This is a genomic window from Massilia sp. CFBP9026 (assembly GCF_034045165.1).
GTDB lineage: Bacteria > Pseudomonadota > Gammaproteobacteria > Burkholderiales > Burkholderiaceae_D > Telluria > Telluria arenae.
Map to the genome: position 1 here is coordinate 786,727 of NZ_JAXCWH010000001.1, position 19,745 is coordinate 806,471.

At 69.0% G+C, this 19,745-nt stretch carries 18 protein-coding genes; 13 read left to right on the plus strand and 5 right to left on the minus strand.

Annotated elements, in window-relative coordinates:
• The first annotated feature begins 170 nt into the window (after positions 1–170).
• The 7 genes from SOM28_RS03205 to SOM28_RS03235 are packed head-to-tail and all read left to right on the plus strand — an operon-like array spanning position 171 to position 8,617.
• A complete protein-coding gene (locus SOM28_RS03205) occupies positions 171–1,028 on the plus strand; it encodes a hypothetical protein (RefSeq protein ID WP_320467171.1) in 858 nt (285 codons plus the stop codon).
• A 10-nt stretch (positions 1,029–1,038) separates the two neighbouring features.
• Positions 1,039–1,983: an HAD family hydrolase gene (locus tag SOM28_RS03210; protein ID WP_320467172.1), complete on the plus strand. Its 945-nt coding sequence runs from the start codon at positions 1,039–1,041 to the stop codon at positions 1,981–1,983.
• Entirely contained in the window at positions 1,980–4,484 is a 2,505-nt protein-coding gene (locus tag SOM28_RS03215; RefSeq protein ID WP_320467173.1) for an autotransporter, read from the plus strand. The genes SOM28_RS03210 and SOM28_RS03215 overlap by 4 nt, the downstream gene beginning before the upstream one ends.
• A 28-nt stretch (positions 4,485–4,512) precedes the next feature.
• Positions 4,513–5,514 (plus strand): DUF1254 domain-containing protein, encoded by a 1,002-nt coding sequence (locus tag SOM28_RS03220; RefSeq protein ID WP_320467174.1) that lies wholly within the window; start codon positions 4,513–4,515, stop codon positions 5,512–5,514.
• A gap of 12 nt (positions 5,515–5,526) precedes the next feature.
• A complete protein-coding gene (locus SOM28_RS03225) occupies positions 5,527–5,997 on the plus strand; it encodes a YidH family protein (RefSeq protein ID WP_221176204.1) in 471 nt (156 codons plus the stop codon).
• 32 nt (positions 5,998–6,029) lie between these two features.
• The gene (locus tag SOM28_RS03230) at positions 6,030–7,592 is read left to right on the plus strand and encodes an arylsulfatase (protein WP_123071199.1); all 1,563 of its coding nucleotides are present in this window, start codon (positions 6,030–6,032) and stop codon (positions 7,590–7,592) included.
• A gap of 11 nt (positions 7,593–7,603) precedes the next feature.
• Complete coding sequence (locus tag SOM28_RS03235) at positions 7,604–8,617, plus strand: formylglycine-generating enzyme family protein (RefSeq protein WP_320467175.1); 1,014 nt, start codon at positions 7,604–7,606, stop codon at positions 8,615–8,617.
• Here the strand turns inward: SOM28_RS03235 and SOM28_RS03240 are convergent, their stop codons facing one another.
• The gene (locus tag SOM28_RS03240) at positions 8,618–8,842 is read right to left on the minus strand and encodes a hypothetical protein (RefSeq protein ID WP_307719556.1); all 225 of its coding nucleotides are present in this window, start codon (positions 8,840–8,842) and stop codon (positions 8,618–8,620) included.
• A gap of 140 nt (positions 8,843–8,982) precedes the next feature.
• Positions 8,983–9,690, minus strand: coding sequence for a DUF3313 domain-containing protein (locus tag SOM28_RS03245; RefSeq protein WP_320467176.1), 708 nt, complete (start codon positions 9,688–9,690; stop codon positions 8,983–8,985).
• Between the two features lie 127 nt (positions 9,691–9,817).
• Here SOM28_RS03245 and SOM28_RS03250 point away from each other — a divergent pair, with 127 nt between their 5' ends.
• From SOM28_RS03250 to SOM28_RS03270, 5 genes are all read left to right on the plus strand, one after another.
• Positions 9,818–12,004, plus strand: a complete 2,187-nt coding sequence (locus tag SOM28_RS03250; protein WP_320467177.1) for a patatin-like phospholipase family protein — start codon at positions 9,818–9,820, stop codon at positions 12,002–12,004.
• 51 nt (positions 12,005–12,055) lie between these two features.
• The gene (locus SOM28_RS03255) at positions 12,056–12,796 is read left to right on the plus strand and encodes a porin family protein (protein WP_320467178.1); all 741 of its coding nucleotides are present in this window, start codon (positions 12,056–12,058) and stop codon (positions 12,794–12,796) included.
• A 279-nt stretch (positions 12,797–13,075) separates the two neighbouring features.
• A complete protein-coding gene (locus SOM28_RS03260; protein ID WP_183407516.1) occupies positions 13,076–13,729 on the plus strand; it encodes a response regulator transcription factor in 654 nt (217 codons plus the stop codon).
• A 136-nt stretch (positions 13,730–13,865) separates the two neighbouring features.
• On the plus strand, positions 13,866–14,615 hold the full coding sequence (gene aqpZ / locus SOM28_RS03265; RefSeq protein ID WP_147937415.1) for an aquaporin Z: 750 nt from the start codon (positions 13,866–13,868) through the stop codon (positions 14,613–14,615).
• A 212-nt stretch (positions 14,616–14,827) separates the two neighbouring features.
• Positions 14,828–15,733, plus strand: coding sequence for a PLP-dependent cysteine synthase family protein (locus tag SOM28_RS03270; protein WP_320467179.1), 906 nt, complete (start codon positions 14,828–14,830; stop codon positions 15,731–15,733).
• Here SOM28_RS03270 and SOM28_RS03275 read toward each other — a convergent pair.
• The 3 genes from SOM28_RS03275 to SOM28_RS03285 form a co-directional block, all read right to left on the minus strand.
• Positions 15,730–16,419, minus strand: coding sequence for a trimeric intracellular cation channel family protein (locus SOM28_RS03275; protein ID WP_320467180.1), 690 nt, complete (start codon positions 16,417–16,419; stop codon positions 15,730–15,732). The genes SOM28_RS03270 and SOM28_RS03275 overlap by 4 nt on opposite strands.
• Before the next feature lie 99 nt (positions 16,420–16,518).
• A complete protein-coding gene (locus SOM28_RS03280; protein WP_320467181.1) occupies positions 16,519–17,961 on the minus strand; it encodes a catalase in 1,443 nt (480 codons plus the stop codon).
• Between the two features lie 30 nt (positions 17,962–17,991).
• A complete protein-coding gene (locus SOM28_RS03285) occupies positions 17,992–18,816 on the minus strand; it encodes an alpha/beta fold hydrolase (protein ID WP_320467182.1) in 825 nt (274 codons plus the stop codon).
• 207 nt (positions 18,817–19,023) lie between these two features.
• Between SOM28_RS03285 and SOM28_RS03290 the strand changes: the two genes are divergently transcribed.
• Positions 19,024–19,725, plus strand: coding sequence for a dienelactone hydrolase family protein (locus SOM28_RS03290; protein WP_320467183.1), 702 nt, complete (start codon positions 19,024–19,026; stop codon positions 19,723–19,725).
• The last annotated feature ends 20 nt before the right edge of the window (positions 19,726–19,745 follow it).

Here is a 19,745-nt window from a genome sequence, read left to right on the forward strand (position 1 = left end):
CGCTGCGGGCTGTCACAGCCTAACGCCGCCCTTGACGCCGGCGCTATTGGACTTTCGTCCAACACGTTTATTCCTTGGGACCATGGTCCAATGCCGCCGCGCGCTCGCCGCGGCTAACATCGGTGGACGGTCGGCGCACTGTGGACGGGGGCCGGCTGGGGAGACCATACATGGACATGTTGCACGAGCTGGTGGCGCTGGCGCTGCATGCGAGCCTGCTGCTGCTGGCGCTGAGCATCGGCCTGGACATCGCCAGGGGCGACGGCCTGTACGTACTACGCCGTCCGCGACTTCTGGCGCGCGCCCTGCTGGCGGTGGTGGTCGTGGTGCCGCTGGTCGCGGCGCTGCTGGTGGCGCTGCTGCCGCTGAAGGAATCGGTCGAGATCGCGATCGTGCTGATGGCGGTATCGCCGCTGCCGCCGCTCGCGCTGCCCAGGGAAATCCGGTCCGGCGGGCGCAAGCCCTATGCCTATGGCCTGCTGGTGGCGGTCGGCGTGCTGTCGATCGTGACGGTGCCGGCGGCGGTGGCGATCCTGGCTTGGCTGTTCGATGCCCACGCCGCGGTGGACCCGCTGGCGGTGGCGCAGCTGGTGTTCGTTTCCCTGTTCGTGCCGCTGGGACTCGGCCTGGGCCTGCGCGCGCTGGCGCCCGGTCCGGCCGCGCACGCCGCGCCGGTGGTCGGCAATGTCGCCGTCGGCTTTCTGGCGCTGGCCTGCCTGCCGGTGCTGGTGAGCGCGGCGCCCGAGCTGGCGCGCCTGGTCGGCGACGGTACGGTGCTGGTCATCCTGGCCGTGGTGCTGGCGGGCCTGGTGGCCGGCCACCTGCTGGGAGGGCCGGAGCCGCACGACCGGGTCGCGCTGGCGCTGTCGAGTGCGACGCGCCATCCCGGCATTGCGATGCTCGTCGCCAGCGCCAACTCGCTGGGCGATGAGGTGCGGGCGACGGTCCTGCTATTCGTCATCGTCGGCCTGCTGGCGGCCATTCCCTACCAGCTTTGGCTGCGGCGCCACACGCTGGTGCCGCAATGAGGAGACGCCAATGACAACGGTGCTGCCATCCTGGACCGACGGTCCCGCGCGCGACGAGATCATCGCCTTCGTGCGGCGAGTGACGGACGAAGAGTCGAGCGCCCATGTGCCGCCGTCCGGCCGGATCGCCGTGTTCGACAACGACGGTACGTTGTGGTGCGAGAAGCCCGGCCCGATCCAGGCCGAGTTCCTGTTCCGCCAGCTCGCGCGCATGGCCGAACGCGAGCCAAAGCTGGCCGAGCGCCAGCCCTGGAAGGCGGTAATGGCGCGCGACTATGCGTGGCTGGGCGCCGCCATCGAGCAGCACTACCGGGGCGACGACACCGCCCTGCACGCCATGGTCGATGGCCTGCTGCAGTGCTATGTGGGCCTCAGCACCGATGACTTCGCGCGCGCGGCCGCCGACTTCCTGCGCGCCGGGCGCCATCCGCAACTGGGCCGGCCCTATCTGGAATGCACCTATGCGCCGATGACCGAGCTGCTGCACTACCTGGCCGGGCATGGCTTCACCAACTGCATCGCCAGCGGCGGCACGCGCGACTTCATGCGCACGGTGACCGAGGAGGTGTACGGGATCCCGCCCGAGAACGTGGTCGGCAGTTCGGTCGCGCTCGAGTACCGCGAGGACGTGGGGGACATCGTCCATACCGCCGCGGTCGAGGTGTTCGACGACGGACCGATGAAGCCGGTTCGCATCTGGAGCCGGCTGGGACGGCGGCCGATCTTCGCCGCCGGGAACGCCAACGGCGACATCCAGATGCTCGATTACTGCGCGCGCGGAACCGGCGCTTCGATGTGCCTGCTGATCCACCACGACGACGCCGAGCGCGAATATGCCTATACCGGCGGCGCCGAGGAGGCCCTGCTGCGGGCGGCCCGCGATGGCTGGATCGTGGCCGGCATGGCCGGCGCCTGGCGCACCGTGTTCGCGCCGGCCGCGGGGGTGCTGCAATGAGGCCCGGCTCGCTGCTTGCGCTGGCGGTGGTGCTGGCAGCCGGCGTGTCGTGCGCGGCGCAAGGGCCGCAGGAAAGCCTGCCGGAAAACCCGCAGGCGGCCGCGCAGGCGCCGCAGGAAGATGCCGCGCCACCGGAAGCCGCGCCCTGGCCGCGCCAGGTGCGCGCCGGCGCCACCACCCTGACCATGTACCAGCCCCAGCTCGACGCCTGGGATGGCGCGCGGCTGCAGGCGCGCGCCGCCGTCGGGGCCAGCGGTGGCGAGCCGCCGGGTACCCGCTATGGCGTCGTCACGCTCGAGGCCGACACCCTGGTCGACAAGGGCACCCGGGGCGTGACCCTGGCCCAGGCGCGCATCGTGCAGTCCGAGTTTCCTTCCGCCTCTGCCGCCGAAAAGGGCGCCTGGGAGGCGGCGATCCGCGCCGAACTCGCAGGCCGTTCGCGTACCCTCGAACTCGACCGCCTGGAGGCGGACCTGCAGGTGCTCGGCGCCGGGCGCGCGGGTGCGCAGCAAGCGCTGCGCAATACGCCGCCGCGCTTCGTCTTTTCCAGCGTGCCGGCGCTCCTGGTGAGCATCGACGGCGCGCCGGTCTACCGCCGCCTGGCCGATTTGCCGCTCGAGCGCGTGATCAATACCCGGCCGCTGCTGCTGCGCGATGCGCGCGGCGTGCACTACCTCAAGATCTTCGATGGCTGGATGAGCGCGCCGGCCCTGGACGGCCGTTGGAGCGTGCTGGCCGCGCCCGGCGCCGAGCTCGAACGGGCCTGGCGCCAGGTATCGGACGCGCACCTGGCCGATCCGCTGACCGGCCAGGCGGGGCCGGACGATCCGGCGCCGCGCCTGGCCGCCGGGGCGCCGGCGATTTACGTCGCCACCGCGCCGACCGAACTGGTGGTGACCGACGGCGCCCCGCGCTACGTCCCGATCGCCGGCACCCGCCTGCTGTACGTCGACAACACCACCGGTAACATGTTCAAGTCGACAACCGACAACCGCAGCTATGTGCTGGCTTCGGGCCGCTGGTTCCGCGCGGCCGACGAGGGCGGCCCCTGGGAGTACGTGGCGCCATCCGCGCTGCCGCCCGATTTCGCGGCGATTCCGGACGATAGCGCCAAGGAGAACGTCAAGTCCTCGGTGGCCGGCACGGCCCAGGCGCGCGAGGCGGCGATCGCGGCCGCCATTCCGCAGACGGCGACGGTGCAGGTCGCGCAAACCACCTTGCCGGCGCCGGTGTTCGACGGCGCTCCCCAGTTCAGGCCGATCGCCGGCACCTCGTTGCGCTACATTGTCAATACTGCCACCACCATTATCGAGGCCGGGCCAAGCAGCTACTACGCGGTGCAGGACGGCGTCTGGTTCAGCGCCAGCGCACCCGCCGGCCCGTACCGGGTGGCGACGAGCGTGCCGGCCGAGATCTATGCGATCCCGCCCGAGTCGCCGCTGTACTACGTGACCGCGGTGCGCATCTACGGCGTCGAGGACGGCAGTGTGACCGTCGGCTATACCCCGGCCTACCAGGGCACCCTGGTCGATCCCGGCAGCGGCGTCGTGGTCTACGGCACCGGCTATGCCTACCAGCCCTGGATGGGCAGCTACTGGTATGGCACGCCCGTCACCTATGGCTATGGCGCGTCGGTGGCCTACACGCCCTGGACCGGCTGGGCGGTGGCCTTCGGCCTGGGCTGGGCCTGGGGCGCGGCCACCTCGTCCTGCGGCTGGGGTTGGGGCGCTTATCCCTACTGGGGCGCGTGGGCGGCGCCGGCATGGGGCGCCGCCTATGGCGCGCGCGGCGGCGCCGTCGCCTGGGGTGCGCGTGGCTGGGCGGGCTATACGGGCAATATCTATTCGCAGTGGGGCAATCGCGCCAGCGTGGGGCGCGCCGCGGGCGGCTTCGATGCCTGGAGCGGCAATGCCTGGGCCAGCCGGGTCGGCTCTTCGTATAACTCGCGCACCGGCGTGGCGTCCGCCGGCCAGCGCAGCGCGGTGCGCAATGTGTACACCGGTGAGTTCGCGGCCGGCGCACGCGGCGTGGCCCAGGGGCCGCGCGGCGCGGTGGCCGCCGGCGGACGCGGGATTGCGGCCGACCCCGCGCGCGGCGTCGCGGCCGCTGGCCGGCGCGGCGTGATCGCCGACCCGGCGAGCGGCAGGGCGGTGCAGGGCGGAAGCGGTGTGGTGGTCGACCGCGCCAGCGGCCAGGCCGAACGGGTGGCCGGCGCGCGCGGCGCCGGGGGCGGCGCGGTGGCGCGGGTCGGTAACGATGTGTATGCCGGGCGCGACGGCCAGGTGTACCGCAATACCGGCGCCGGCTGGGAGCGGCACGGCGCCCAGGGCTGGAGCGCCGCCGGCGACAGGCAGGGCGCCGCGACGATGCGCCAGCGGCTCGATGGCGATCGCGGTGCGCGCCAGATGGGCGACATGCGTACCCGTAACTTCGACCGCTCCGCGATGAACCTGCAGCGCAATTTCGGCGGCCATCGCGGCGGCGGCTTCCGGCGGCGCTAGCCGCTTCCAGGCGAATGGGGAGGACACCATGAACAAACCGATCAACCCCGAGCTGGCGCGCGTCCAGCCGGTTGCGGTAAATATCGACAACTTCACGCGCGCCGAGAGCGATATGTATTTCGCCTCGACGATCAAGCTGGCTGGCGGCATCGGCAGGTTCGATCACCGGCGCGAGCTGATGCCGATCGATGCCCAGGCGGTGGTGCGGGCCAACCGCGACACCTTGTATTCAGCCGCCGTGCTCGATCTCGACGCCGGCCCCGTCACGATCACGCTGCCCGATGCCGGCGCGCGCTTCATGTCGCTGATGGCGCTGGACGAGGACCACTACGCATTCGGCGTCTGGTATGGCGGGACGGTTACCTTCAGCCGCGACCGGGTCGGCACGCGCTACATGATGGTGGCGGTGCGCACCCTGGTCGATCCCACCGCGCCGGGCGACTTCGAGCGCGCGCACGCGCTGCAGGACCGGATCGCGATCGACCAGGCGCGGGCCGGGCGCTTCGAGGTCCCGGATTGGGACGCGACCAGTCAGGGCCGGGTGCGCGACGCACTGGTCGCGCTGGGCGCCAGCCTGCCGGATTCACACCGCACCTTCGGCACCCGCGAGCAGGTCGATCCGGTGCGCCACCTGGTCGGCACCGCCGTCGGCTGGGGCGGCAATCCCGAGCAGCACGCGATCTACCTCGGCGTGGCGCCGGCGCGCAACGACGGCCGCACCGTGCACCGGCTGCGACTGGGCGAGGTGCCGGTAGACGGCTTCTGGTCGATCAGCGTCTACAACGCGCGCGGCTATTTCGAGCCGAATGCGCGCGACGCCTACACGGTAAACGGCTACACGGCGCGGCGCGACATGGACGGCACGGTGCTGGTGCAGTTCGGCGGCTGCGGCAACGACCATGAGCATGCCAGCGCCGTCAACTGCCTGCCGGTGATGCCAGGCTGGAACTACACCGTGCGCCTGTATCGGCCACGGCCCGAGCTGGTGTCCGGAGAATGGACCTTCCCGCCAGCCGAACCGGTGGACTGAGGGATAGAGGACATGGATACCGTCTCCGCGCCGCGCAGCGGCAATCCCTTCGAGGACCCGGCGGTCGAGCTGTCGGCGCGCCGCACCGGCATGTCGTTCCAGCGCACCCGCATGAGCGCCGACCGCACCCTGATGTCGGTGATCCGCACCTCGCTGTCGCTGATCAGCTTTGGCTTCACGATCTTCCAGCTGTTCCTCAAGCTGGCCCAGGCCAAGGTGCTCGTGGAGGGCGGGGGCGCGGCGCGGGGCTTCGGGGTGTCGCTGGTGCTGCTCGGGATCGCGATGCTGGTGTGCGGCATCGGCTTTCACGTGGCGTTCATGCGCGGCCTGCGCAAGGAACGCAGCGAGATGGCGGCCGAGGGCCTGATCCACGCCCAGAGCGCCTTTCCGGTGTCGCTGACCCTGCTGGTGGCGCTGGCCATGCTGTTGATCGGGCTGTTCGCGATCGGGGACATGGTGATCGGCTTCGGGCCGGTCGCCTGATTTTTTCATCTTTCAACACGAAGGAGAGCACGATGGCACAAACATCGACATCCTCCGGCGCCAGGCCGAACATCCTGGTGATCTGGGGCGACGATATCGGCATTACCAACCTGAGTTGTTATTCGGACGGCCTGATGGGCTACCGGACGCCGAACATCGACCGCATCGCCAACGAGGGCATGCGCTTCACCGACTGCTACGGCGAGCAATCCTGCACCGCGGGACGCTCGTCCTTCATCACCGGCCAGAGCGTGTTTCGCACCGGCTTGTCGAAGGTAGGCATACCAGGCGCACCGATCGGCCTGCGCGCCGAGGACCCGAGCATCGCCGACCTGCTCAAGCCGCTCGGCTATGCGACCGCCCAGTTCGGCAAGAACCACCTGGGAGACCGCAACGAATTCTTGCCCACGGTGCATGGATTCGACGAGTTCTTCGGCAATCTCTACCACCTCAACGCCGAGGAGGACCCGGAATCGCCCAACTATCCGAAAGTCGAGGACTTTCCCGAGTACCGTGCGCGCTTCGGCCCGCGCGGCGTGTTGCGCTCCTGGGCCTCGGACCAGGACGACGACACCACCTTGCCGCGCTGGGGCAGGGTGGGGCGCCAGCGCATCGAGGATACCGGCCCGCTCACGGCCAAGCGCATGGAGACCTGCGACGACGAGTTCGTGGACGCTGCCGAGGATTTCATCACGCGCAAGCACGGCGAGGGCCAGCCCTTCTTCTGCTGGGTCAACACTACCCATATGCACCTGTTCACCCACACCAAGCCGGAAAGCGTCGGCCAGGCCGGACGCTGGCAGTCGCCCTATCACGACACCATGATCGACCATGACCGCGACGTGGGCCGGCTGCTCGACCTGCTGGACCGGCTGGGCATCGCCGACGACACCTTCGTCATGTACGGCACGGACAACGGGCCGCACATGAATACCTGGCCCGACGGCGCCATGACGCCGTTTCGCAGCGAGAAGAACACCAACTGGGAAGGCGCATTCCGGGTGCCGATGGCGGTGCGCTGGCCAGGCCGCATCCCGGCCGGGGTCGTGTCCAACGAAATCGTGCAGCACCATGACTGGCTGCCGACCTTCCTGGCCATGGCCGGCGAGCCGGACATCGTCAACAAGTGCAAGGCCGGTCACCAGGCCGGCGACAAGCGCTTCTGCGTGCATCTGGACGGCTACAACCTGCTGCCCTATCTCAGCGGCGACGAGGCGAAGTCGCCGCGCAAGGGCTTCATCTACTTCTCGGACGACGGCGACCTGGTGGCGCTGCGCTTCGACCACTGGAAGCTGGTGTTCATGGAGCAGCGCGTGGCCGGGACCTTGCAGGTGTGGGTGGATCCTTTCATCCCGCTACGCATCCCCAAGCTGTACAACCTGCGCACCGACCCCTTCGAGCGGGCCGACATCACGTCGAACAGCTACTGGGATTGGTACGCCCACAACGGCTACCTGGCCCTGGCGGGGCAGGCCATCGTGACCGATTTCCTGGAAACGTTCAAGGATTTCCCGCCGCGCCAGAAGGCGGCCAGCTTCACGATCGACCAGGCGCTCGAGAAGATGAACGATGCGGCCGGCGGCGCCTATCACTGAAGGAGGAGCATATGCAGGAAACAGTCATCCTGGCGGCGGCCGGCATCGACCGCCGCGCCGCCTGGCTGGCCGCGGCGCCGGCCCCGGGCCCGGCGCCGCGGCCGGGCCTGGCCTGGATCCCCGGCGGACAGTTCCGGATGGGGTCCGACCGCCACTATCCCGAGGAGGCGCCGTCGCACCCGGTGCGGGTGTCCGGCTTCTGGATGGCCGTGACGGTCGTCACCAACGCCGACTTCGCGCGCTTCGTCGACGCCACCGGCTATGTGACGCTGGCCGAGCGCGATCCCGATCCGGCCCTGTATCCGGGGGCGATTCCCGGCATGCTGGTGCCGGGCGGGATGGTGTTCTTCAAGCCGCCGGGGCGGGTCGACCTGCGCGACATTGGCAACTGGTGGGCCTATGTGGGTGGCGCCGACTGGAAACATCCGCGCGGGCCAGACAGTTCGCTGGCGGGCCTGGACGACCATCCGGTGGTGCAGGTGGTGCACGAGGATGCGCTGGCCTATGCGCGCTGGGCCGGTCTGGAGCTGCCGACCGAGGCCGAATGGGAATTCGCGGCGCGCGGCGGCCTGGATGGCGCCGACTACGTGTGGGGCGCCGACTTCTTGCCCGACGGCGCCCCGATGGCGAATACCTGGCACGGCCAGTTCCCCTGGCAGCGGCTGCCGCCCTCGACCGCGGCGGGCACGATGCCGGTGCGCGCCTTCGCGCCCAACGGCTATGGCCTGTACCAGATGGCGGGCAACGTCTGGGAATGGACGGCGGACTGGTACCGGGCGCGCCATCCGGCGGCCGCGCACAAGGCCTGCTGCGTGCCGCTCGATCCGCGCGGCGGCGCCCTTGACGGCAGTTACCAGGCGGGCCAGCCTGGCGGTGCTCAAAGGATCGCGCGCAAGACCATCAAGGGCGGCTCGCACCTGTGTGCACCGAATTACTGCCGGCGCTACCGGCCGGCGGCGCGCTACCCGCATCCGCTCGACACCGCGACCTGCCATCTCGGCTTTCGCTGCATCCTGAGGACGTGATTACTCAACGGTATAGCCGCGCCCGCGCATGCAGGCATTCCAGGCGCGGTTGTATTCGTCGAGGGCGGACTGCTGCGCGCCGGCGTTGGCCGCATTGCGGCCGGCCTGGTTCTGTCGCGCGCGGTGGCCGCCGGCCAGGGTGCCGACGCCGGCGCCGATCGCGGAGGATTGGCCGCGAGCGCGGCCGGATCGACGCCGGTCTCCTTCCTGGCCCAGACCTGGCATTCGCCGTCATCGCGGTCCTGGCGCGCCTGGCCCTGGCCCTGGGATGGATAGGCGACCGGGCGCTGGGCCTGGGCGCCGCTGATGCAGGCTGCGAGCAGGGCGGCGCTGGACAGCTGGCGGGCCATGGACATGGCAGCGTCCTATTCGTCGGCGCTGGCGCGCGCCGTCCCGCTTCCCCGCATTTCGTCGAGCCGGGTGCGGAAGTTGCCCGCCCAGTAGTCGCTGATCGACTGCAGCTCGGCCCAGGTGATCTGTTCGCCCTGCGGCAGGGTCTGGTCGCCGCGCCGGGTGGCGGTGGCGGCGACGACCCGCCGGCCATCCGGCGCCAGCGCTTCCATCTCGGCGGTCATCTCGACCAGGCGCGGCGAGGTGCCGGCCGCCGCGCGCCCGGCGTTGTACAGCGCCTTGATCGGCAGGAAGTCGCTGGCGCCGGTGGGCGGCTTGACGGTCTGCAGATTGGTGATCGCGATGCGCACGCGCAGCACGTCGGGACCGGCTGCGGTGACGACCTGGTAGGTCGGCGCCAGCGCCCGCTGCAGCGACTGCTGGAAGTCGGCGCTCATGCGCGCGACCGCGTCGGGTGCGGGCGGCGGCTGGCCGGGCGCGGGCGTGGCCAGCACCTGGATCGGATCGAGCAGCAGCTTGGTGTAGCGCGTGTAGTCGACCGAGCGGTCGATGTACAGCTCGACGCCGTCGCGGTCGGGCGCCGGCTTGAGCTGGGAATAGTCGCCCAGGAAACCCGAGCGCTGGGCCTGGGCCGTACCGACATCGCCAGGTTGCGTGGTCTGGCTCGATTGGCAGCCTGCCAGCGCCATGACCGCAAGCACTGTGCCGAAGGTAGTTTTCATTTGAAGGATCCCTCAAAAGTCTGATGGCCATCGTCATCTTGGGCGATTCGACGGAACAAGCCTATTGTCCTTTGGTCCTACCGCAAAGCCGATCGACGGCCACGACAGTGCAAAGGACATGAGGACAATGACGGCGAGCACCTGCCTGCGCCTGGCCTTGCTATTGGCGCTCACCCTGATCTCGGCCTGGCCCTCGGCATGGGCGCAGCCGGGGCCGCGCATCGGCCTCGTGCTGGGCGGCGGCGGGGCGCGCGGCACCGCCCACGTCGGCGTGCTGGAGGTACTCGACGCCTTGCGGGTGCCGGTCCATTGTGTTGCCGGCACCAGCATGGGCTCGCTGGTCGCGGGCGCCTGGCTCGGCGGGCTCGCGCCGCCGCAGATGCTCGAGCGCATGGGCAAGGTCGACTGGCACGACCTGTTCGACGACGACCCGGCCCGCAGCGAGACCAATTACCGCGAGCGGCGCTTGGCGCAAAGCTATTACCCCAGCCTGGAAGCGGGCGTCACCCCGGACGGCCTGCGCATGGCGCGCGGCCTGGTCGGCGGTCAGAAGATCAAGCTGTTCTTCAACTCCCTGGTCGGCGCCGATCGCGGCGAACGCACCATCGAGAGCCTGCCGCTGCCGCTGTCGATCATGGCCACCGACATCGGCACCGGCGAGCGGGTGGTGTTCCGTAGCGGCGAGCTGGCGGCCGCCATGCGCGCCAGCATGAGCGTGCCGGCGGTGCTGGCCCCGGTGCCCTACAAGGGACGCTACCTGGTCGACGGCGGCCTGGTCGACAACCTGCCGGTGCGCGAGGTGCGCGAGCGCTGCCAGGCCGACGTCGTCATCGCGGTCGACGTCGGCTCGCCGCTGCTGCAGCCGCAGCAGGTGGAGTCGCTGGCCAGCGTGTCCCTGCAAATGATCAATATCCTCACAGAGCAGAACGCCCAGGCTTCGCGCGCCTTGCTGGGACCGCGCGACATCTATATCCAGCCCGACCTGAAGGGCATCACGGCGGCCGATTTCGGCAAGTTCCGCGAGGGCGCGGCGCGCGGCAAGAAGGCGGCCGAGGCGGTGGCGCCGCAGCTGGCGCGCCTTGCGCTGCCCGCCGCCGACTACGCGGCGTGGACCGCCCGCCTGCGCGGCCCGCCGCAGCCGGCGGAGCCCATCGATGGCGTCGTGATCGCCGGGCTGCGCCATGTCAACCCGGTGCTGGTGCATGACCACCTCGATATTGCGCCCGGCCAGCCGCTCGACACCGTGCGCCTCGAGGCTGGCCTGGCCAAGGTGTATGGCGAAGGCGACTTCGAGAGCGTCGACTATGCGCTGCTGGGCACCCGCGCGCGGCGCATCCTGCAGGTTACGCCCGCCGAGAAGAGCTGGGGGCCGGATTACCTGCGCTTCGGTGTGGACCTGCAGGCCTCGAACAAGGAAAACGACTTCGCGCTGCGCATGGCCTATCACCGCAAATGGCTCAACCCGCTCGGTGGCGAATGGCTGTCCGGGGTCCAGATCGGCGAACGCGCCACGCTATTCACCCAGTTCTACCAGCCGATCGAGGCGCGCCAGCGCTTCTTCGTCCAGCCGGCGCTGGCCGTGGCACGCGACCGGCTCAATGTCTACCAGAACGACAGCCGCATCGCCGAATACCGTTTGCGCAACCGCGGCGCCAGCCTTGGACTTGGCATGAATGCCGGCACCGCCGGCCAGTTGCGCCTGGAACGGACAGTGCGCAAATACGACGCCACGGTCGAGACCGGGCCGGCGACCTTGCCGACCGGCGAGACAACCCTGCGTGGCTGGCAGGTCGTGGCCGACTTCGACCAGCTCGACCGCGCCTTCTTTCCCAGCCGCGGCTGGTCGGCGCGCGCAGCCTGGTTTCGGCATGACCACGGCGACTACAGCCGCCTGGTGACCGAGCTGCGCGCGGCGCGTGTCTGGGGCGATTACGTGCTCAACGGCCGGCTGCACTATACCGGCTCGACCGACGGGCGGCTGCCGCTGGCCGAAGCGGGGGCGCTCGGCGGCTTCCTGAACCTGTCCGGCTATGTGCGCAATCAGATCCTTGCCGACGATGTGCGCTTTGCCATCCTGCGCGGGGAAAAGATTATCGGCCGCATGCCGCTGGGGCTGAGCGGCGACCTGCGCATCGGCATGTCGCTCGAGGCGGGCAGTGCGCGCAATCGCTACACCGAGACAGGGCTCGACGGCTGGCAAGCCGCGGCCTCCATCTACCTGGGCGGCATGACGCCGCTGGGCCCGCTGTACTTCGGCGCCGGGCTGGCGCAGGGCGGGCGTTCGTCGCTGTACCTGTTCATCGGGCTGCCCTAGCAAGTGGCCGCACTCCTTCTCCATCGCAGGTCCTGACTATCGGAGGTTGGCATGAACATTCGTCTCACGAGCAAGACGGCAGCTGCGCTGGGAGCGTGCGCAATGTTGACGGCCTGGGCGGGCCAGTGCGCCGCCCAGGGCCAGGCTGGCGAGCATTGGGAGTACGAGGCGTCGCCGTATCTGTGGGCCGCCGGCCTCGACGGCGCCACCAGGGTGGGCGACCTGTCGGTCGAAAGCGACCACAGCTTTTCCGACCTGGTGGACAAGATCGATTTCGGATTGACCGGCGCCTTCGAAGCGCGCAAGGGGCGCTGGGGCATCCTGTTCGACGCCATCTACATCAAGCTCTCGGATGACGTCGCCAGCCCCCGCGGCACGGTGGACGTGGAAGCGGTGCAGCAAATGTATATGCTGGGCGGCGCCTGGCGTGCGCTCGAGGGGCCGGCGCCGGTCGACCTGATCGCCGGCCTGCGCTTCAATTACCTGAAGCCGACGCTCGGACTGGGCGGCGTCGAGCGCGGCCAGAGCAAGGATGCGCTCGATCCCTATATCGGCGTGCGCGGGCACTATCCGCTCGACCCGGGCTGGAACCTGGTCGGCTACCTCGATGTCGGCACTTTCGACGGCAGCGATTACGCCTGGCAGTTGCTGGTAGGCGCCAGCTATGCCTGGCGGCCGGACCGCTCGATCAAGTTCGGCTACCGCCAACTCAAGACCAAGTACAGTGGCGAACGCATCGAACTCGACACGACGATGCAGGGCCTGTATATCGGTGTCGGCTTCCGCTTCTGATGAGCATTTCTACAAGCGCAGTGCGGTCAGAACCGGGGTGCGCGGAAAGACAGATGCTGTGCGACCGCGTTACTCAAGATTGGTTTCGCAGGAGGCTGGCTAAGCGCACCCGATGTTTGTGACATATCAAATATGCCACCTGTCCTCCCGTGCGAGGGTGGGCGCGCATCTAGAATCGTCTGCACCGCGCTCGATGCGCAGATGGTGATTGACAGCGGAAGTCGCAGGTGCCGCGCGAGGGCGGCGGCATCCGGTGCACGCTTGCAGCGGGAGTTGCCTATGCATACGATCGAACCCCTGACCTATCTTGTCGATGGCGATGCCGGGACGCTGGATTACATGGCGTGCCTGCTGCAGGCCGTGGGCCTGCGTGCCGCCGCATTCGACCGCACCGACGGTTTCCTGCGCGCCCACGATCCCGCGATGCCCGGCTGCGCCGTGATCGATGTGCGCATGCCAGGCCTGGACGGCCTGGCGCTGCTACGCGAACTCCAGCAGGGCGGCGCCGAGCGCGCCATCGTGTTCGTCGCCGGCGGCGGTGACGTCGAACTGGGCGTGCGGGCCATGAAGGCCGGGGCCGACGACTTCCTGCTCAAGCCGCTCGAGGCGGACAGTTTCGTGGCCGCCGTCCGGCATGCGCTGGCGCGCGACGCCCATGAGCGCGCGGTGCGGCGCGAGCTGCAGCGCATCCGCGCCCACCTTGATACGCTGACCCGGCGCGAGCAGCAGGTGCTGCGCCATGTGGTCTCGGGCCGCCTGAACAAGCAGATCGCCTTCGACCTGGGCATCGCCGAAAAGACGATCAAGGTGCACCGCGCCCGGGTGATGGAAAAGATGGGCGCGACGTCGCTGGCCCAGCTGGTGCGCGAGACCCTGGAGCTCGAGGCGGGCGCGGTGTTCGCCGGCGACGGCGTCGACAAGGACGGTGGCTGAGGGCGCCCGCGTTCGGTCCCGAGCCCCATTCTCCCCATCGCCCTTTGGTCCAATAGGCACTTGCCACCGGCCAGAGCACGATGGCAATCCGCAGGCGCGCGCCGTACGTGCGCCCGGCACGATGGGGGAGGGCGTCATGTTGAACAAACTACTGGCCGAGTTCATCGGCACATTCTGGCTGGTGCTGGGCGGCTGCGGCAGCGCCGTGCTGGCCGCGACCTTTCCCGAGGTCGGGATCGGCCTGACCGGGGTCTCGCTGGCCTTCGGCCTGACCGTGCTGACGGCGGCCTATGCGCTCGGCCCGATCTCGGGCGGCCATTTCAATCCCGCCGTGTCGGTGGGCCTGTGGGCCGGCGGCCGCTTCCCGGCGCGCCACCTGGCGCCCTACGTCGTGGCGCAGGTAGCCGGCGCCGTGCTGGCCGCAGCCCTGATCTATGTGATCGCCAGCGGCAAGGCCGGCTTCGATGTCCAGGCCGGCTTCGCGGCGAATGGCTATGGCGCGCACTCGCCTGGCGGCTATTCGCTCGAGGCGGCCTTCGTGTGCGAGCTGGTGATGAGCTTCATGTTCGTGCTGGTGGTGCTGGGTGCGACCCACACGCGGGCGCCGGTCGGCTTCGCCGGCATCGCCATCGGCCTGGCGCTGGCCCTGGTGCACCTGATCAGCATCCCGGTGACGAATACCTCGGTCAACCCGGCGCGCAGCACCGGCCCGGCGCTGTTCGTCGGCGGCTGGGCGATGGCCCAGCTATGGTTGTTCTGGCTCGCTCCCTTGCTCGGCGGTGCACTGGCCGGGGTCTTGTACCGCAAGGTGCTGCAGCGCGAACCGGTTGAGCCGTCGGTCACAGGTCAGCTGGAACCGGGCTTCGGTCTCGGTGCGCGCACCTGAAGCGGTCGAACCTCATAACTTAGGGGAAATAGCGCAGAAAAAATTCCTGACATTGACGCAGATTAAGCACTACAATCGAATCGCATCCTGTTATGACGATGCGCCGTCAGCGCCCGCCCTTGTGCGGGCGCTTGTTCGTTGTGCCTCGCATGCAGCCGGCATATCCGCTGGACGGATAGGGCATGTGCGGGTCCCGTTCGAAAGGAAGTGGCGTGCAATCCCACATCAAGTCATCTGTCATGGAAGCGATCGGCAACACCCCCGTGGTCAGGCTTGGCCGTGTATTCGCGGACGCCAACGTGGTGGCCAAGCTGGAATTCATGAATCCCGGCGGCAGCATCAAGGACCGCATGGTGAGGGCCATGCTGCGCAAGCTGCCGCCGCAGGCGGGGCGCGTGGTCGAGGCGTCTTCCGGCAATACGGGCGCTGCCTTGGCCATGGCCAGCGCCGTGCTTGGGCTGGACTGCGAGGTCGCCGTCCCCGTCGCCACCAGCCGTGAAAAGATCCGGCGCATCGAAGCCTATGGCGCCACGGTGCGCGTATGCGACGGCGAGCGCGGTCCCGACTACCAGGAGACGGCCCTGGAGATCGCCCGCCAGGGTGGCGCCCACCACCTCGACCAATACCGCTCGACCCTCAACAGCCAGGCCCACTACGGCGACACCGCGCCCGAACTGTGGGCGCAGATGGAAGGCCAGATCGACGTCTTCGTGTGCGGCGTAGGCTCGGGCGGGACGATCTCGGGCATCGGGCGCTACCTCAAGGAGCGAAATCCGGCGATCCGCGTGATCGGGGTCGAGCCGCTGGATTCGGCGTATCGGAAACTGGTGACCGACCTGCCGGCGGGCGGCGAATTCTCCAGCGCGATCGAGGGCGTCGGCAAGGGCTGTGCCTCGCCCGTGTTCGAGCCGGCGGTAGTCGACGACGTGGTCCAGGTGCCCGACGAAGAAGCGCTGGCCTGGATCCACCGGCTGGCGCGCGAAGAGGGCATCCTGGCCGGCGGTTCGAGCGCCTGCGTGGCGGCGGGGATCGCCCGCCTGCTGCCGACACTGGGCAATGCGCGCATCGTGACGATCTTCCCGGACTCCGGCGCGTTCTACCTTTCCAAGTACTTCTAGCGGCCGTCGCGGCCCGCCTCCTGCTCGCCCTCGGCCTGTTCCGGCGCGCGTGCCGTCGGCAAGTGCCAGCCATAGCGGATGGCCGCCAGGCGCAGGCCGAAGCACAGGGCGGCGCCGGCCAGTGCGGTCGGGGTGCTGGGCAGCCCCAGTGCGTCGCCGGCCACCACCACGGTGGCGCCGGCCAGTGCGGCGACGGCGTAGATATCCGACCTGAACACGGCCGGCACGTTCGACAGCAGCACGTCGCGCGCGACGCCGCCGCCGATGCCGGTCAACATGCCGAGCAGCGCCGCCATCACCGGCTCCAGGCCGAACACCAGCGCCTTCTGGGCGCCGGCGACGCAGAACAGGGCCAGGCCGGCGCCGTCGAACACCAGCACCGGGTGGCGCAGGCGGTGCAGGGCGGGCGACCAGAAGAAGATCGCCATCCCGGCCAGCAGCGACACGCCAAGATAGCGCCAGTCGGTGAAGGCGGCCGGCGGCGTGGCGCCGATCAGGAGGTCGCGCACGATGCCGCCCGAGGTGGCGGCGACGAAGGACAGCACCAGCACGCCGAACAGGTCGAGCTGGCGCCGCAGGCCGGCGGTGGCGCCGCTCAGGGCAAACACGAAGGTGCCGACCAGGTCGAGCGTCAGCACCAGGGTTTTCATGGCGGCGCCCATGTCGAGCGCGGAAACGGGGAACACGGCTTACCTCTGGACTTGAAAGGTGCAATCCGCACCGAGGATGCGGATTCTATAGCACCGGGCCCGTCCGCGCCTTTCCTTGGCTGGCCGCGCCCGTGTTCAGCTCCCCTCGCTGCCCTGCAGGATGGCGCGCGCCACGCCCTCGCCATAGGCCGGATCGCACATCGTACAGTTGGCGATGTGGCGCGCCTTGACCTCGTCCGACGCGCCGGCGATCGCGCGTGCCGTGTTCTGGAACAGCGCCTCGCGCTGGGCCGGCGACATCTTCTGGAACAGCAGCGCGGGCTGCGAGTAATAGTCGGCGTCGACCCGGTGGTTCCAGTGGTCGGCGGCGCCTTCGAGCGACAGCGGCGGCTCCCTGAAGTCGGGCTGTTCCTGCCACTCGCCGTGGCGGTTCGGCTCGTACGAGGTGGTGCCGCCACGGTTGCCGTCGACCCGCATCGCGCCGTCGCGGTGGTAGCTGTGCACCGGGCAGCGCGGCGCATTCACCGGAATCTGGTGGTGGTTTACGCCCAGCCGGTAGCGCAGTGCGTCGCCGTAGGAGAACAGGCGGCCCTGCAGCATCTTGTCGGGCGAGAAGCCGATTCCCGGCACGATGTGGGCCGGGTTGAAGCCGGCCTGCTCGACGTCGGCGAAGTTGTTGTCCGGGTTGCGGTTCAGCTCCAGCACGCCGACTTCGGTCAAAGGATAGTCGGCATGCAGCCAGACCTTGGTCAGGTCGAAGGGGTTGTAGCGATAGGTGGCCGCCTCTTTCTCGGGCATGATCTGCACGTACAGGGTCCAGCGCGGGAAGTCGCCGGCCTCGATGCTGTCATACAGGTCGCGCAGATGGCTTTCGCGGTCGCGGCCGATCAGGGCGCCGGCGTCAAGGTCGCTCAGGTTCTGGATGCCCTGCTGGGTCTTGAGGGTGAACTTGACCCAGAAGCGCTCGTTGGCGGCGCTGATGAAGCTGAAGGTATGGCTGCCGAAGCCGTGCATGTGGCGAAAACTCCTGGGAATGCCGCGGTCGCTCATGACGATCGTCACCTGGTGCAGCGCCTCGGGCAGGCTGGACCAGAAATCCCAGTTGTTGTCGGCGCTGCGCAGGCCGGTGCGCGGATCGCGCTTGATGGCATGGTTCAGGTCGGGGAACTTGAGCGGGTCGCGCAGGAAGAACACGGGCGTGTTGTTGCCGACCAGGTCCCAGTTACCCTGCTCGGTATAGAACTTGATCGCGAAGCCGCGGATGTCGCGTTCGGCGTCGGCGGCGCCGCGCTCGCCGGCCACCGTCGAAAAGCGCAGGAACAGGTCGGTCTTCTTGCCGACCTCGGAGAACATGCGCGCCTTGGTGTAGCGCGTGATGTCGTGGGTTACGGTGAAGGTGCCGAAGGCGCCGCCGCCCTTGGCGTGCATGCGGCGTTCGGGGATCACTTCGCGGTCGAAGTGGGCCAGCTTCTCCAGGAACCACACGTCCTGCAGCAGGGCCGGGCCACGCGGGCCGGCAGTCATGGTGTTCTGGTTGTCGACCACGGGGGCGCCCGCGGCGGTGGTCAGCTCTTTCATGGCATCGTCCTCTGGATTATGGGGGAGCGGTCAGCCGCGCACGAAGGCCAGGAGGTCGGCATTGACCTGATCCTTGTGGGTGTCGGTCAGGCCGTGCGGCGCGCCCGGATACACGATCAGCTGCGCGTGCGGGATCAGGCGTTTGGAGGCGCGCCCGGCGGCGTCGATCGGCACGATCTGGTCGTCGTCGCCGTGGACGATCAGGGTCGGGATTGTGAACTTCTTCAGGTCTTCGGTGAAATCGGTCTCCGAGAACGCCTTGATCGAGTCATAGGTGTTCTTGTGGCCGCCCAGCATGCCCTGCATCCACCATGACTGGATCAGCCCTTGCGAGACCTTGGCGCCGGGCCGGTTGAAGCCGTAGAACGGGCCGCTCGGGACATCGAGGTAGAACTGGGAGCGGTCGGCCAGCTGGGCGGCGCGCAGGCCGTCGAACACCTCCAGCGGCAGGCCGCCCGGATTCGCCTCGGTCTTGAGCATCAGCGGCGGCACCGCCGAGATCAGGCCGGCCTTGGCGATGCGCGCGGTACCGTGGCGGCCGATATAGCGTGCCACTTCGCCGCCGCCGGTCGAAAAGCCGAACAGCACCGCATCCTTGACGTCGAGGTGGGTGAGCAGCTCGGCCAGGTCGTCGGCGTAATGGTCCATGTCGTTGCCATCCCACGGCTGGCTCGAGCGGCCGTGGCCGCGGCGGTCGTGGGCGATGCAGCGGTAGCCCTGGTCGGCGAAGAAGATCATCTGCGATTCCCAGCTGTCCGAGTTCAGTGGCCAGCCGTGGCAGAACACGATGGGCTGGCCGCTGCCCCAGTCTTTGTAATAGAGTTCGACGCCTTCCTTGGTGGTGTAGATGGTCATGCGGGGTTCTCCCTGGGGTGGATGTGGTTGACGGAAAAGCTTGGCAGCCAGTGTATGCAGTGCCTGGCGCCGGCAGGTAGTGAAGGATCGTGAAACGGTGCGCAGCCCGGCGGCCGCGCACCGTTTCACGAGAATTCACCCGCGGCGCCGTCCAGGGTGAGTAGACTCGAATTTCCAGCCCGACAACACCTGACAGAAGGAAGAGCCATGGACTACACCATCGATATCGCCGTCGCCGACGGCAGCTTCTCCGCCCACGTCGCGCGTCCGGACCAGGCAAGCGCGCCGGCCCCCGTGGTGGTGGTCTTGCAGGAGATCTTCGGGGTCAATGCCGGCATCCGCAGCATCGCCCATGAGATGGCCGGCCACGGCTTCATCGCGCTGTGTCCGGACCTGTTCTGGCGTAGCGAGCGCGATCTGTCGATGAGCGAGGGCGAGCCGGCCCACCAGGAGCGTGGATTCGCCCTGTACCGGGCCTACGATTTCGACCAGGGCGCCGCCGACGTCGTCGCCGCCATCGCCGCCGCGCGCAGCCTGGAAGGTGGCTCGGGCCGGGTCGGCGTGATGGGCTACTGCCTGGGCGGCTTGCTGACCTACCTGGTGGCCGCCACCGGCGCCGCCGATGCGGGTGTGGCCTACTATGGCGGTGGCACCGAACGCTTCCTCGAGCGCGCCGCCCGGATCGACACGCCACTCCTGATGCACTTGGCCGAAGAGGACGAATACATCGACAAGCCGGCCCAGGCCGCGATCCGCGCCGCCCTCGCGGACCGTCCCGGCGTCACGATCAACGGCTATCCGGGCCAGTGGCACGCGTTCGCGCGCCCCGGCGGCGCCCATTTCGACCGGGCCTCGGCCGAACTGGCCAACTGGCGTACGCTGGCCTTCCTGCGCAAGCACCTGGGCTGAGCTGTTGCATATTTACTTCT

Excerpts from the sequence above, each read along its gene's own strand:
- SOM28_RS03220 (WP_320467174.1), top strand. The coding sequence starts at position 4,513 with ATGAACAAACCGATCAACCCCGAGCTGGCGCGCGTCCAGCCGGTTGCG.
- SOM28_RS03260 (WP_183407516.1), top strand. The coding sequence starts at position 13,076 with ATGCATACGATCGAACCCCTGACCTATCTTGTCGATGGCGATGCCGGG.
- SOM28_RS03290 (WP_320467183.1), top strand. The coding sequence starts at position 19,024 with ATGGACTACACCATCGATATCGCCGTCGCCGACGGCAGCTTCTCCGCC.
- aqpZ (WP_147937415.1), top strand. The coding sequence starts at position 13,866 with ATGTTGAACAAACTACTGGCCGAGTTCATCGGCACATTCTGGCTGGTG.
- SOM28_RS03230 (WP_123071199.1), top strand. The coding sequence starts at position 6,030 with ATGGCACAAACATCGACATCCTCCGGCGCCAGGCCGAACATCCTGGTG.
- SOM28_RS03280 (WP_320467181.1), bottom strand. The coding sequence starts at position 17,961 with ATGAAAGAGCTGACCACCGCCGCGGGCGCCCCCGTGGTCGACAACCAG.
- SOM28_RS03250 (WP_320467177.1), top strand. The coding sequence starts at position 9,818 with ATGACGGCGAGCACCTGCCTGCGCCTGGCCTTGCTATTGGCGCTCACC.
- SOM28_RS03205 (WP_320467171.1), top strand. The coding sequence starts at position 171 with ATGGACATGTTGCACGAGCTGGTGGCGCTGGCGCTGCATGCGAGCCTG.
- SOM28_RS03225 (WP_221176204.1), top strand. The coding sequence starts at position 5,527 with ATGGATACCGTCTCCGCGCCGCGCAGCGGCAATCCCTTCGAGGACCCG.
- SOM28_RS03245 (WP_320467176.1), bottom strand. The coding sequence starts at position 9,690 with ATGAAAACTACCTTCGGCACAGTGCTTGCGGTCATGGCGCTGGCAGGC.
- SOM28_RS03255 (WP_320467178.1), top strand. The coding sequence starts at position 12,056 with ATGAACATTCGTCTCACGAGCAAGACGGCAGCTGCGCTGGGAGCGTGC.
- SOM28_RS03210 (WP_320467172.1), top strand. The coding sequence starts at position 1,039 with ATGACAACGGTGCTGCCATCCTGGACCGACGGTCCCGCGCGCGACGAG.
- SOM28_RS03215 (WP_320467173.1), top strand. The coding sequence starts at position 1,980 with ATGAGGCCCGGCTCGCTGCTTGCGCTGGCGGTGGTGCTGGCAGCCGGC.
- SOM28_RS03285 (WP_320467182.1), bottom strand. The coding sequence starts at position 18,816 with ATGACCATCTACACCACCAAGGAAGGCGTCGAACTCTATTACAAAGAC.
- SOM28_RS03235 (WP_320467175.1), top strand. The coding sequence starts at position 7,604 with ATGCAGGAAACAGTCATCCTGGCGGCGGCCGGCATCGACCGCCGCGCC.
- SOM28_RS03240 (WP_307719556.1), bottom strand. The coding sequence starts at position 8,842 with ATGCCAGGTCTGGGCCAGGAAGGAGACCGGCGTCGATCCGGCCGCGCT.